This window comes from Halobacterium sp. KA-4, from assembly GCF_021028995.1.
GTDB lineage: Archaea > Halobacteriota > Halobacteria > Halobacteriales > Halobacteriaceae > Halobacterium.
The window spans coordinates 25,979-38,923 of sequence record NZ_JAJJZG010000002.1; the positions used below are offsets into that span (position 1 = coordinate 25,979).

Sequence of the window (12,945 nt, forward strand, 5' to 3'; positions counted from 1 at the left end):
TCGGAAGTCATTCTGCTGCTTCGACGGTTACGTCGTAGTCGTGGATTGTGGGGTTCGCGAGCAGGCGGTCGGCCATCTCGCCCGCGCGTTCGGCCGCTTCGTCGCTGTCGGCCGCGTCGAGGTCGATTTCGAAGCGGTCCGCCGACCGCAGGTCCCCGAGCTCGAAGCCGAGGCGTTCGAGGGCTTTCTGGGTGGTCTCGGCCTCCGGGTCGAGGACCCCGTGCTTGAGTCGGACCGTCACCGTCGCGGTGTAGGCGGTCATCGCGCTGATATGTGCGTTCGTGGTCAAAGACTCTTTTGGAAGTGTGCGAAGATACACGAACGTGCGTACTGTCGACTGCGCCGATTCCTGCGCGAAGGACGCCGCTTATGTCCGACGACGCCCTGGGTGGGTGTATGCCGAAGCCGAACGGCAGTCCAGAGACAGCAGCGACGACGAACGACCTGACCGAAATCACGGTCGTCGGAGCCGACCGCACGGGAATCGTCGCCGAAGTCACTGGACTGCTGTTCGAACACGGGGTCAACATCGAGGACATCGAGCAGACCGTCCGCGACGGCGTCTTCCGCATGACGCTGCTCGCCGACACCAGCCCCATCGACGACGCCGACGACCGCTGGGAGGCCGAGGACGAAGTCGAGCCCGCCGACCTCGCGGGCGACGCGACGACGCGCGCGGCGTTCCGCGAGCGCCTCGCCGACATCGGCGACCAGCTCGGCGTCGACGTCCGCGTGCGCTTCCCCGACGAACGCGACGAAGGCGTCGCCGTCCTCGTCACCAAGGAAGACCACTGCCTGCGCGCACTCCTCGACGCCGACTTCGACGCCGAGATTCGCGTCGTCATCGGGAACCATCCCGACCTCGAATCCGTCGCACGCGAGCACGACGTCCCGTTCTACGACGTCGGCGACGGCACCGGCACCCCCGACGAGGAGCGCCTGCTCGACCTGCTCGACGAGTACGACGTCGACCTCGTCGTACTCGCGCGGTACATGCGCATCCTCAGCCCGGACGTCGTCTTCCGGTACGCCGGCCGCATCATCAACATCCACCCGAGCCTGCTGCCCGCGTTCCCCGGCGCGCAGGCCTACCGCCAGGCCGTCGAGGAAGGTGTCCGCGTCGCGGGCGTCACCGCCCACTACGTCACCACGGACCTCGACCAGGGCCCGATTCTCACCCAGCGCGCGTTCGACGTGCCGCCGACGGCGACTGTCCAGGACGTCAAAGACCGCGGCCAGCCCCTCGAAGCCGACGCGCTCGTGGAGGCCGTGCGCGTCCACCTCGCCGGCGACGCGACGGTCCGCCGCGGCAGCGTCGAAGTCACGGGGGACCACCAGTTCGGAATGCCCGACGAGGCGAGCGCGGCGAACCCCGATAGTCCCGTAGACGCGCCGCCCGCCGACGACTAGTCCTCCCACTCGTCGCGACGCTCGTCGGTCCCGCGGGCTTCCACGAGCAGGTCGTCCTGCGCTTCGAGGAGGTCCGTGGCGGTGACGATGCCGACGAGTTCGAGGCCGTCCGCGGCCGGGAGGTGGTGGATGCCGTAGTCGAACATGCGCGCGGCCGCAGCGCTCACGGTCGCCGACGGCTCGACGGTAATCAGGGGGCGGCTGGCCGCAGCGTAGACGGGAATCTCGCTGAGCGGCCGGTCGTGCTCGTGGCCGGCCTCCATCACGTCCACTTTCGTGAGAATGCCCGCCGGGTTGCTGTCCTTCTCCACGACGACGCTCCCGGTCTCCCGGTCGAGCATCCGGCCGACGGCGTCGCGGACGCTCTCGTCGGCTGCCGCCGAAAGTACGTCCGTGGACATCACGTCGCGCACCCGCATAGTCAAAGGTTCACACACCACGGGCGTATCTCTTTCGCCCGCGTCGCTACGTCCGCTCGCTGTGCCGCACGTCGACCGCCATCCCGCGCGTCGCGTCGGCCATCGCGGGGCCGGGCATCGCTGCGCGCCCGATGGCGAACGCCTCTGGACCCTCGACGACGACCTCGTCGCCGACCCGGATGTCGTCGTCGGCGTCGACGACGCCCGGCGCGAGCACACTGCCCTCGGGGACGAACGCGTCGATTTCCACGCGCTTGGTCGGCGCGTCGCTGTCGACCCACTTGCGCGCGCCGGCGAGCGTGAACGACAGCGTCCCGTACTGGGGGACCAGCGCCGCCAACTGCTCGCCGTCGCCGTCCAGCGCCTGCAGCTTCGGATACCGACCCTGCACGGTGAGGTCGTCGAACAATTCGTCGCCCGCGCCGTCTGCGATGAAGTAGTCTGCGACCGCGCGCAGCGTGGCCTTCTCGCGCTCCTCCACCCAAATTTTGGGTTCGCCCGCGAGCGCCGCGTTCAACTCGCCGAGGCTCTCGTCGGTCGTCGGGTGGTCCTCGACCGTGAATTCGAAGGGGACGTCGACCTGGCTGGCGACGCGCTCGCAGATGTCGCGGTAGCCCTCCTCGGGGACGTGCGCGATGACCCGCGGGTAGTCCGTGCGGTCGATGTACTGCTTCAGGACGCGCGCGACGAAGTCCTTCTCCTCCTCGCTCCACCGCCCCGTCACCACGCTGTCGTAGTGCTGGGCGGGGTAGGTCAACTCCAATTCCTGGGGGACGACGCCGATGGGCGACGTCATCGAGACCATGTGCGCGCGGTAGTTGGCGGCGTCCTGGAACTGCCGGTGGCTCTGGCTCTCGCTGTACGGCTTCTTCGCCGAACATGGCACCAACAAGAGGGGATGGCCGTCGAGGCGCTTCTGGTAGCGCGTGGTGACGCGCTCGGCGAAGCGCTGAATCTCGACGCGTCGGAGCGTGTCCTCGGTCGCCGAGAGCAGCAGCGAGTCCCGCATGACGGGCGTGCGCTCCTCCAGGTAGCCGTACTGCTGGTCGAACTCGCGGAACGCCGCGGTGACCCACGCCTCGTGACGTGCCTGGCCCTCGACGTAGTCGCGCAGGCGGCCGTCGCGAATCCGGCGGCGGACGCGGCCCAATTCGGCCTTCAGCGCGTTGACATTGTGGTCGACGCAGTCCTCGCGGTCGAACTCCGACACTGGCTGCTGGCACGCGGGGCACGAGCACGGCAGTTCGTCCAGTTCTTCGAGGTCGTAGGCACCCTCGGTGGTGAGGTAGCGGCCCTGCGTTCCGCGAACGACGGCGCGGTCGGCGTCCACGAGGTCGACGCCAGCGTACACGAGCACGGCGACGTTCCGCGGCGTCGCCACTCCGGAGAGGTAGAGCGCGGTGTCGTCCGGAATCGCCTCGCGCGTGTCGACGACGGCCTCCCGGAACGCCGCGCCGTGCCCGACAGTTCCGGGCGCGCCCGAGAGCACGTACGCGTCCGCGCCGTAGTCGTCGGCGGTCTGCGGGGAGACGACGCCCGCGCTCGGGAACTCGACGTCCGGGTAGTCCGGTGCGAACGACTCCTGGACTTCCTCGGCCGTGCCGGATGGGAAGCCGCGGTACGGCAGCACGGTCAGAACGGACTCGTCGCCCTCGGGCGTGTCCTGTCGCTGGACCCACTCGCTGCCCGCGTCCTCGACGACGTCGTCCGCGAGCGTCGGCGTCGTCACCGACTCGGCGAGCCGGAGTTCGCCCACGCGCGCCGCGGCGTCGCGCGCGTGCACTTCGAAGTACTCGGTCATACAGACAGTTCGGGGCCGCGCGCCCAATTGCCTTGCCTTTCGCCCGGCCCCCGCAAGTCAGTCCACGCGATTCAACTCCACTACGAACACGGTACCCTGCGGCTCCGCGTCCTCGACCCAGACGTCCCCGCCGTACTGGCGGACGAGTGTGTCCACGAGGTAGAGCCCGACGCCGCTCCCAGCGCTGTTCAGCCCCCGTTCGGCGCGGCCGAAGACGGCCTCCCTGCGTTCCTCGGGGAGCCCCGGGCCGTTGTCGGCGATGCGGACGCGAACCGAGCCGTCGGTGGTCTGGGCCGACACGTCGACGCGGGGTTCGTCGGTGTCGTTGTGCTGGACGGCGTTGTTCAGGAGGTTCCGGAAGACGGTGCCGAGGAGCGCGTTCGCCTCGACGCGCACGTCGGGAATTTCGCCGACCTCGAACGCGGCGTGCGGGTACGTCTCGCGACAACTCTCGATGGTCTCCCGCAGGTGCTCCGAGAGCGACGTCGGCTCCAGGTCGGCCTCCGTCCCGGGTTCGAGCGCCTCCACGAAGTCCCGGAGCGTCTCCGTGAGGTCGATGGTGTGCTGGGTGGTGCGGAGCACGCGCTCCAGCATCGGCTCGCCCGCCTCGTCGACGTGTTCGCGGAGTTCGCCAGCCCAGCCGTTCGCGACGGCCATGTCGTTGCGGATGTCGTGGCGGACAATGCGGTTCACGAGCAGGAGTTCCTCGTTGCGCCGCGCGAGCGAGCGCTCGCTGGCGTCGAGTTCGTCGCCGAGGCGGGCAGCATCCCGGGAGATGTACATCTGGCGGGCGACGACGAACACGACGACGAGCGCGCCGAACAGGACGTCACCGCGGTCCAGCGAATTCGTGAACCCGAGGTAGGAGACGACGCCCATCGTGGCGAGGAACGGGACGTACGGGACGGCGAGCTCGTGGAATTTGAAGTGGCGCGCATCACACACCGTCGGCGGCGCGCTGGCGTCGGGGTGGAGCGCGCCGAGCATGACTGCGAGGTCGCCGAGCAGCCAGAACAGCCCGAGTTCGTCGGCGGCGTAGCCGTCCCCGAATTCGAGCGCGACGAACGCGACGTCCCCGACCGCCCACGCGAACACGCCGCCGGCAACGAGGAGCAGCGACAGCCGCCGGCGACCGCGGGCGTTCATCGCGACGACGAGGCCGATGGACGCGACGACGATGTCGAGAACCGGGTAGGCGACGCTGAGCCAGGTTGCGAGCGCGGTGAGCGGGCTCGCCGCGATGAGCGGTTCGAGGCTGAAGTGCCAGCCGAGCGTGAGGAGCGCAGTGGCGATGACGAGGCCGTCGAGCGTGAAGCGGACGCGCGGTCGGGTGTCCCGGGGGTCGACGGCGAGCACGACGAAGCCGGCCGCGAGGAAGACGTATCCCGGCAGGTAGAAGACGTCGGCGAGGCCGGGGAACGGGACGTCGGCGGCGAGCACGCTGTAGGCCAGCCACGTGACTTCGCCGAGCGCCTCGAGCCAGAAGCCGACTGCGAGGAACTGCCAGCCGCGCCGCGTCTGCCCTGTCAGTTGCCGGACGAGGTAGGTGACGGCGAGTGCGGCCGCGACAGCGCCCGCGGCGACGACGACATCCTGGAACACTTGCGACGTTCGCGGACCGCCGACGGAGTAGCGTATCCACGCGAACGAGACGACCAGGAGGAGGCCCGCCGCGACCCACGCGAGTCGGTATCGACGGGACCAGTCTGATGGTGGCGTCGCTATGTCGCGTCGTTCGCCCCCATCGCTCTGTGCCCCAGCGTGGTCCGTCGGCTCCGGTGCCTCCGACGGCGAATTCATACTGTCGCCCTTCCACCCGGACTGGTATAAAACTACGACGGCGGCAGAATCCCTACTCGTCGTCCGCGGCGATGTCTACGGTGTCGACGTCGCCGGGCACGCGGTCGAGCGCGGTGTCCGGCCAGCCGCGGTGCGCGAGCGTGAACTCCGTCTCGGGGTTCGCTCCGGCGAGCGCGGCGACGCCGTCGGCGGCGGCCTCGTAGCCCGCGCGGTCCATCCGGTCGGGGGTTTCGGCGGTCAGTGGGTACGTCGTGGACAGCGAGCGCGGGTAGGGGCCGAACGGCGGGAGGACGTTCCACCAGTCGTCGAAGCGGTCGTTCCCCGAGCCTTCCGTGAGGAGCACGTCGCCCTCCGGAGAGAGGCGTTCGAGGCGGCGGTGGTGGCGCACGACTTCCGGGCGGCGCGCGCTGTCGGCGGACGTGTAGAAGAACGCGTCCTTGCTCGCGGGGTCCGTCTCTTCGAGTTGCTCGCTGTGGTCGAGGAGCGCGCGGAACCCGTCGAGGGTGCGAGGGTGGGCGTGCGCGCGGGCTTCCACGAGTTCCATCAGGTTCCCGGATTTGATGGCTTGCTTGACGCGGCGGAGTTCGCCGAAGGAGACGTGGAGGTTGTGTTCGGCGAGCAATTCCTCGCGGGCGGCGTCGCCCATGCGCTCGACCTCGTCGGGCGTGTGCTCGGTGCAGACCGGGCACTCGCAGGGGAAGTAGTGGAGGCTGTCGAGGTGTTCGGTGCCGTGGACGGTGAGGTAGCGGTCGTCGCGAGCGTAGATGGCGTACGCCGCCGAGTCCAGCAGGTCGCAGCCCAGGGCTGCGGCGAGCGCGAACATCATCGGGTGGCCCGCACCGAAGAGGTGGACGGGCGCGTCTCGGCCGAGTCCGCGCTTCGCCGCGAGGACGGTCTCCGCGACGTCGTCGTAGCGGTACTGGTTCATCATCGGCACGACCGCGCCCACGGGGAACAGGTCGAGGTCCGTGCCGTAGGCGTGGCGGGCGGCCTCCTCGCGGAGGTCGGTGTACGTCGCGCCCTGCACGGGTGCGTTCACGAGCATGTCGCCGACGTCGACGGTCTCGGCGAGTTCGAGGCGCTCCTGCGTGGTCGCGAGTTCCTCCTCGACCTGCTCGCGGCTGGCGTCCGGCGGCGTCGGGATGTCGACCGGCGTCCCGATGTCGCTGCCGACGTCGTGCTGGAACTGCAGAATCTCCTCGGTGGTCGTGTCGATTTCGCCGTACTCGGCGAGCTGGAAACTCCCCGAGTCCGTCATGATTGCGCCGTCGAAGTCCAGCATCTCGTGGAGGCCTTCGTCCAGCGCGCGCTCGTGGAGGTCCGGGTCGTTGTTGATGATGTAGGAGTTCGTGATGAGCATCTCCGCGCCGAAGTCCGGGAACCGCGACGGCTCCACAGTTATCAGGTTCGGGTTGACGACCGGCATCAGCGTCGGCGTCTCCACGGTCACACCCGCTCGCGGGACCTCCAACTCGCCGATGCGGGCCGCACCGTCCTGCGCGGTCACCTCGAAGACCTCTCTCATTACTCGTGGGTAGCCAGCGGCGGCGCGTAAGGGTTTCTTTGTGCTACTCGCTGGTCTCGACGTAGAACACGCGCTCGCGGGGGATGCGGCGGACGGTGCGGCCGTCCTCGCTGGTCACGAGCCAGTGGCCGGTGTCGTCGTTGAACCCGAGATTCGAATCACTGGTCTGCCAGTCCGTAACCCCACCCTCGGGGTCCTCGTAGACGATAACGCCCATACCGGAGCGTCGCGGCCAGCCGCGATAAAGACAGCGGCCAGCCTACGCGAGTTCGTAATTTAGCACGCCGAGCGCAGTGCGACCGTCCCGAATCTTCCCTTCTCGGACGTCTTCGAGTAGGTCGTCGTAGGGAGTCGGCGTCACGCGGATAGACTCGTTGAAGTCAAGGTCCTGCTCGCCGGTCGGCCGGCAGCCCTCCGCGACGAAGTAGTGGTGGACGGCGTCCGCGACGCCGTTGGTCGGCTCGAACTCCCCGAACTTCTCGACGGACTCGGCCTCGTAGCCGGTTTCCTCCGTGAGTTCGCGGTGCGCGGCCGCCGCGAGGTCGGTGTCCTCGCTCTCGACGCCGCCCGCGGGCAGCCCACGGTTCACGCGGCCGACGGCTTGCCGCCACTCCTCGATGAGCACGACGTCGCCGTCGGGCGTGAACGCCAACAAGACGACTGCGGGGTCGTCGACGAGGTAGTCGAAGTCCGTCTCCGTGCCGTCCGGCAGCCGGACCTCCTCGTGGGCGATTTCGAATCCTGGGCACTCGTAGGCCACGCGACGGCTGTTCGTCTCCCACGCCAACGAGTCGACTGGCGAATCCTCCTCAGTCACGAATGTTGGTTCGCGCTACGCGGAAAAAAGGCTGCCGCGACCGGTCGCCCCAGCGCGTTCAGAACAGCACGTCGACCTGCTCGCGGGTCGATGCCAGCCCGTTGGAGTTGTCCACGACGGCGTGCTCGCGTTCGATACTGTCGAAGGACTCGCGGTACTGCTGGTGGATGGAGAAGTCCGCGTCGCTCTCGTCGTCCGAGCGCTGGCGGATGCGCTCTTCGACGACGGTCTCCTCGCACTCGACTTTCACGAGCGTCGCCGGCATGTCGAGGTCGTCCGCGGTGTTCTGGACGCTCTCCCGGTGCTCGCGGTGCTGGAAGGTCCCGTCAAGCACGACACTGTCGCCACCGTGGACGATTTCAGCCGCGCGCTCGAACAGTTCGTCGTATACGGCGCGCATCTCGGCGTCCGTGTACTCGGGGTCCGAGAACAGGTCCGTACGGACGACGTCGGTCCGCAACAGTTCCGCGTCGAGCAGCTCCGCCGCGTGTTCGGCGACGGTCGTCTTCCCCGCGCCCGGCAGCCCGCAGACTACCACAATGCGCAGCTGCTGGTCGGCGTTCGATACGTTCGCTGTAGCGAGCTCCCCGCTCACATTAATCGACTGAGAAACGGCGCGCCCGGGATATGAACCTGTGGAATCTGGGTCGTGGACGACCTACTGCAGTTCGACGCCGGGCTCGGTGCGGAACTCCTCGGCGCATGTCGCACAGAGCACGAGCTCCATCTCCGTCGGCTCGGTGCTACCCTGCGTGAACCGGACTGTGTACCCCTTGACATCTCCCCCATCTCCGCAGTTCGTGCATACCATCTGGTCGCCTTACTACGTCGGTCCGCGAATCATTCACGCATGATTTGTCAAGCCGTTTTACGTGTCGTCACTGGAGTACCCAGCAGGTCCGAGCGGCCCACACTGACTCGATTCGTCCCCAAAACTGCCGATAAAACACCGTTAAGCAGTCGCTAACACGGATCTCGGAGCTAGTGAGCGTAGCGCCACTTGGAGGGGAGGAATAGGAATGGCCAATACGTTGAACTCCAAGTTATCGGAAGTACGGCCACTCTAACTGACGACGCTACCACGGACGGCAACCACGAAGTTACCGTAGCGGCGGTTGGTAGGGATGGCTCCCGGACAGTTGTGACGCAAGAAGAAGTTACAGTCAACGAAGCCTAAACGGGATACCTTCCCTACGCTATTTTATCGAGTGGATTCTTGGTTTGAGTAGCGGATACGCTCCTAACGTGTGGTATGGCAGATTAAGTATATTCGACCTTTGCAGATCAGCTATCCTCTCCAAATCCAATACCGCATCGACAAAAGTCGCGAAACTGCGCGGATTGAGGAATATGGGGTCCCGTTATGATCCTCGATCATGGCTATACCAGACATTTCTCTCAGGAACGGACGCCAGCAACAAGATCATCCAGTAGGTAGTCAAGTAAGTCGGATTCTTACGCGATTAAGATGTCTTTACGTGTCGAAGAATGCGGGAGAAGTGGGCCGGCACGAATTTGAATCGTGGTTACGGCCACCCGAAGGCCGAAGGATACCAAGCTACCCCACCGGCCCGCGTTTTTACGTTATCTCGTCGTCGGTTTAACGCTTCCGAATCGCAGGAATCGAGCAGGTGGGAGTGACACTCCCGCCGGCGAATTCGACGTGCTAACTCACTGCACAGTTGGTAATTGCCAACGTCATCGTTAACCGGGAGGCACGTCTGGTCATGCGTAGGTAGTACTTCATGAGCAACGACAAACCCGAGCGCGATACGGACGACCTGCGACCCGACGGGGGAAGCGGGGAACACTGGGAACCGAAAGGCGTCGACGACTGGTGGCCAAACCTGCTGGACGTCGACGTGCTCGACGACAACCTCCGCAACGTCGGTCCGCTTGAGGAGGACTTCGACTACGCGGACGCGTTCGAGGACATCGACTACGAGCAGCTGAAAAACGACATCCGGAAGGTCATGATGGACTCGAAGGACTGGTGGCCCGCGGACTATGGCACCTACGGCCCGCTGTTCATCCGGATGGCGTGGCACAGCGCCGGGACGTACCGGACCATCGACGGCCGCGCCGGCGCGTCCGGCGGCCTCCAGCGCCTCCCACCGGAGAGCAGTTTCCCGGACAACGTCAACCTCGACAAGGCCCGCCGTCTACTCCAGCCTGTCAAGGAGAAGCACGGCCGCAAGCTCTCGTGGGGCGACCTAATCATTCTCGCCGGGAACGTCGCCCTGGAGACGATGGGCTTCGAGACGTTCGGCTTCGCGGGCGGCCGCGACGACGAATTCAAGCCCAACCACGCCGTCGACTGGGGCCCCGAGACCGAGTGGGAGACCACGTCCCCCGAGCGCTTCGAGGACGGTGAGGTGGGCAACCTCAAAGACCCGCTCGCGAACACCGTGATGGGCCTCATCTACGTGAACCCCGAGGGGCCGTACGGCGAACCGGACGTCGAGGGCTCCGCGGCGAACATCCGCGAGGAGTTCAGCCGGATGGCGATGGACGACGAGGAGACGGTCGCGCTCATCGCCGGCGGCCACACGTTCGGGAAAGTCCACGGCGCCGACGACCCCGAAGAGCACGTCGACGCTGAACCCGAGGACGCGCCGATCGACCTGCAGGGGCTCGGCTGGGACAACGACCTCGGTGAGGGCAAGGGCCCGGACACGATTACCAGCGGCATCGAGGGTCCCTGGAACTCCGCGCCGACCCAGTGGGACATGGGCTACATCGACAACCTCCTGAACCACGACTGGACCTCGGTCAAAGGTCCCGGCGGTGCGTGGCAGTGGCGGCCGGTCGGCGAAGACGTCGAGGACGCGCCGGCCCCGCACGACCCCGAGGACACCGAGGAGCCGATGATGCTGACGACAGACGTCGCCCTCAAGCACGACGACGACTACCGGGAGATTCTGGAGCGCTTCCAGGAGAACCCCGACGAGTTCCAGGCGGCGTTCGCGAAGGCGTGGTACAAGCTCATTCACCGCGACATGGGCCCGCCGGAGCGCCTCGTCGGCCCCGAAGTCCCCGAGGAGACGTTCGTCTGGCAGGACCCGCTCCCGGACGCCGACTACGACTTCGTCGGCGACGAGGAGGTCGCCGAGCTCAAGGAGGAACTACTGGACTCGGACCTCTCGCGCCAGCAGCTCGTGAAGACCGCGTGGGCGTCGGCGTCGACGTACCGCGACAGCGACAAGCGCGGCGGTGCCAACGGTGCACGCGTCCGCCTGGAACCCCAGCGTAGCTGGGAGGTCAACGAACCCGACGAACTGGAGACCGTCCTAAAGACCCTCGAAGACGTCCAGGAGGACTTCAACAGTTCGCGCTCGGACGACGTCCGCGTCTCGCTCGCCGACCTCATCGTGCTCGGCGGGAACGCGGCCGTCGAGCAGGCGGCCGCCGACGCCGGCTACGACGTGGAAGTGCCATTCGAGCCGGGCCGCACCGACGCCACGCAGGAGCAGACCGACGTCGAATCCTTCGAAGTGCTCGAACCGAAGGCCGACGCCTTCCGGAACTACCTCGGCGGCGGGTACGACGACCGCCCCGAGGACCGAATGATCGACAAGGCCGACCTGCTGGACCTGTCGGCCTCCGAGATGACGGTGCTGGTCGGCGGCATGCGCGCGCTCGGCGCGACGTACGGCGACTCCGACCGCGGCGTCTTCACGGACGAACCGGGCACGCTCACGAACGACTTCTTCGCGAACCTGCTCGACATGAGCTACGAGTGGGAGGCCGTCGACGAGGACGAAGAGGTCTTCGAGGTCCGCGACCGCGAGAGCGGCGACGTCAAGTGGGAGGCCACTCGCTTCGACCTCATCTTCGGGTCGAACGCCCGCCTCCGCGCCATCGCCGACGTCTACGGCGCCAACGACGCCGACGAGAAGTTCGTCGAGGACTTCGTCGACGCCTGGAGCAAGGTCATGAAGCTCGACCGCTTCGACCTCGATTGACATCCTCCCCGCCCTGAAAGCAGGGTTTTAGCCTCGCAACTTCGATAAGCCGCCTACTGCTCTGCGATTCTTTCTTTCGCGCTCGCTCCGCCAGCCGTGCGGCCGTCAGTCGACGCGCGCTTCCACGTAGTCCACGGCGTCCGCTGGCGTCTCGACATCCTCGACGTGTGGTGCGTCGGGCGCGCCGAGCCCCGCAATCGGCCGGTCGTAGATTGAACTGAAGCCGACTTCCGAGAGCGTGCCGCCCGCGCCGTCGACCGCGATGACTGCGTCGCCGTTCACGACGACGAGCGCGTTCCGCGCGTGCCCCATGCTGGTCGCGATAGCGGTCTCGACGTACTCGTTGGCGGCCTCTCGGTCCTCGCCCGGGAGGATGCCGATTGTGTGACCGTCGGCTTCGCTCGCGCCGCGGCAGGCTGCGCGCATCACGCCACCGAGCCCGCCGCAGACGACGATGTGTCCGCGTTCTGCGAGTAGCCGGCCGACTTCGTGGGCGTTCTCGACGGCTTCGTCCGGTGGCGCGCTCGCGCCAATCACACTGACGCGCATCAGTACTCCGTGAAGCCGTCGGTGTCGAGGTAGTTGTGTGCGACCGTAATCGTGTGGTCGGCGTGTAGAATCTCGGGCCCGACGCGCACGCGCTGGTCGCTGCGGTCCGCGAGGAAGACGGCTTCCTCCTCGGTGAAGTCCTCGTGGTCCGAGAGCACGAAAATCGGGTCCTCGGGGGGTTCGACGTCCGCGAGCGCGTCGCCGTCCTCGTGGAGTTCCACGACGGTGCCGTCGAGGTCGTCCAGCACCGTCCGGAACCCGCGCTTGGAGACGTGGATGCCGGGCGTCGACTCGGCCTCGCGGTGGCCGATGGCGCGGTCTTTCGCCTCCAGCGCTTGCTTGAGCAGGCCGGCGATGTTGCGCTCGTCGGGATTCATGTACCGCAACTCACTGCCGTCGATGCGGACGGTCACCTCGTCAGCGAGCACGAGGTGCACCTGAATGTCTCGACGGAGGTCGTGCGAGAGGAACAGCGCGGCGTTGACGCACCGGCAGAGCACGTCCAGACGCCCCGCACCGCCCGCGAGGTCGTCCAACGAGAAGTCGGGGTCGGTCGGCGCGTGGTGGCCGAGAACGACGAACTGGCGCATACCGACCCATCGCAGCCCCGCGATTTACCCCTATCGACCGACCACGGAACAGCCGATTGAACAGTCGTC

Annotated in this window: 13 protein-coding genes and 1 tRNA gene; 2 read left to right on the plus strand and 12 right to left on the minus strand. The window is 67.0% G+C overall.

What is annotated here, in order from left to right; genetic code table 11:
* Positions 1 to 7: 7 nt before the first annotated feature.
* Positions 8 to 262, minus strand: coding sequence for a phosphoribosylformylglycinamidine synthase subunit PurS (gene purS, locus LPA44_RS02315; protein WP_230887981.1), 255 nt, complete (start codon positions 260 to 262; stop codon positions 8 to 10).
* Positions 263 to 396: 134 nt separating this feature from the next.
* On the opposite strand from purS, the gene LPA44_RS02320 reads away from it, so the two are divergent.
* Positions 397 to 1,410, plus strand: a complete 1,014-nt coding sequence (locus LPA44_RS02320) for a formyltetrahydrofolate deformylase (protein WP_230887982.1) — start codon at positions 397 to 399, stop codon at positions 1,408 to 1,410.
* Here the strand turns inward: LPA44_RS02320 and LPA44_RS02325 are convergent.
* From LPA44_RS02325 to LPA44_RS02365, 9 genes are all read right to left on the minus strand, one after another.
* Positions 1,407 to 1,829 (minus strand): CBS domain-containing protein, encoded by a 423-nt coding sequence (locus LPA44_RS02325; RefSeq protein WP_230887983.1) that lies wholly within the window; start codon positions 1,827 to 1,829, stop codon positions 1,407 to 1,409. The genes LPA44_RS02320 and LPA44_RS02325 overlap by 4 nt on opposite strands.
* A 46-nt stretch (positions 1,830 to 1,875) precedes the next feature.
* Positions 1,876 to 3,630 (minus strand): archaeosine synthase subunit alpha, encoded by a 1,755-nt coding sequence (gene arcS / locus LPA44_RS02330; RefSeq protein WP_230887984.1) that lies wholly within the window; start codon positions 3,628 to 3,630, stop codon positions 1,876 to 1,878.
* Between the two features lie 57 nt (positions 3,631 to 3,687).
* The gene (locus tag LPA44_RS02335) at positions 3,688 to 5,430 is read right to left on the minus strand and encodes a sensor histidine kinase (RefSeq protein ID WP_230887985.1); all 1,743 of its coding nucleotides are present in this window, start codon (positions 5,428 to 5,430) and stop codon (positions 3,688 to 3,690) included.
* Between the two features lie 52 nt (positions 5,431 to 5,482).
* Positions 5,483 to 6,955, minus strand: a complete 1,473-nt coding sequence (tgtA, locus tag LPA44_RS02340) for a tRNA guanosine(15) transglycosylase TgtA (protein WP_230887986.1) — start codon at positions 6,953 to 6,955, stop codon at positions 5,483 to 5,485.
* Between the two features lie 43 nt (positions 6,956 to 6,998).
* A complete protein-coding gene (locus LPA44_RS02345) occupies positions 6,999 to 7,172 on the minus strand; it encodes a hypothetical protein (RefSeq protein WP_230887987.1) in 174 nt (57 codons plus the stop codon).
* A gap of 42 nt (positions 7,173 to 7,214) precedes the next feature.
* Positions 7,215 to 7,772 (minus strand): NUDIX hydrolase, encoded by a 558-nt coding sequence (locus LPA44_RS02350; RefSeq protein WP_230887988.1) that lies wholly within the window; start codon positions 7,770 to 7,772, stop codon positions 7,215 to 7,217.
* A 58-nt stretch (positions 7,773 to 7,830) separates the two neighbouring features.
* Positions 7,831 to 8,367 (minus strand): AAA family ATPase, encoded by a 537-nt coding sequence (locus LPA44_RS02355; protein ID WP_230887989.1) that lies wholly within the window; start codon positions 8,365 to 8,367, stop codon positions 7,831 to 7,833.
* A gap of 63 nt (positions 8,368 to 8,430) precedes the next feature.
* Complete coding sequence (locus tag LPA44_RS02360; RefSeq protein ID WP_230887990.1) at positions 8,431 to 8,583, minus strand: hypothetical protein; 153 nt, start codon at positions 8,581 to 8,583, stop codon at positions 8,431 to 8,433.
* 689 nt (positions 8,584 to 9,272) lie between these two features.
* Positions 9,273 to 9,345: transfer RNA gene (locus tag LPA44_RS02365), tRNA-Pro, on the minus strand.
* Between the two features lie 172 nt (positions 9,346 to 9,517).
* On the opposite strand from LPA44_RS02365, the gene katG reads away from it, so the two are divergent.
* Positions 9,518 to 11,737, plus strand: a complete 2,220-nt coding sequence (katG, locus tag LPA44_RS02370; protein WP_230887991.1) for a catalase/peroxidase HPI — start codon at positions 9,518 to 9,520, stop codon at positions 11,735 to 11,737.
* Positions 11,738 to 11,842: 105 nt separating this feature from the next.
* Here katG and LPA44_RS02375 read toward each other — a convergent pair whose 3' ends face one another.
* Positions 11,843 to 12,286 carry a TIGR00725 family protein gene (locus tag LPA44_RS02375; protein ID WP_230887992.1) on the minus strand — a complete coding sequence of 148 codons (444 nt, stop codon included), beginning with the start codon at positions 12,284 to 12,286 and terminating at the stop codon, positions 11,843 to 11,845.
* Entirely contained in the window at positions 12,286 to 12,876 is a 591-nt protein-coding gene (trmY, locus tag LPA44_RS02380) for a tRNA (pseudouridine(54)-N(1))-methyltransferase TrmY (protein ID WP_230887993.1), read from the minus strand. The genes LPA44_RS02375 and trmY overlap by 1 nt, the downstream gene beginning before the upstream one ends.
* Positions 12,877 to 12,945 lie beyond the last annotated feature (69 nt).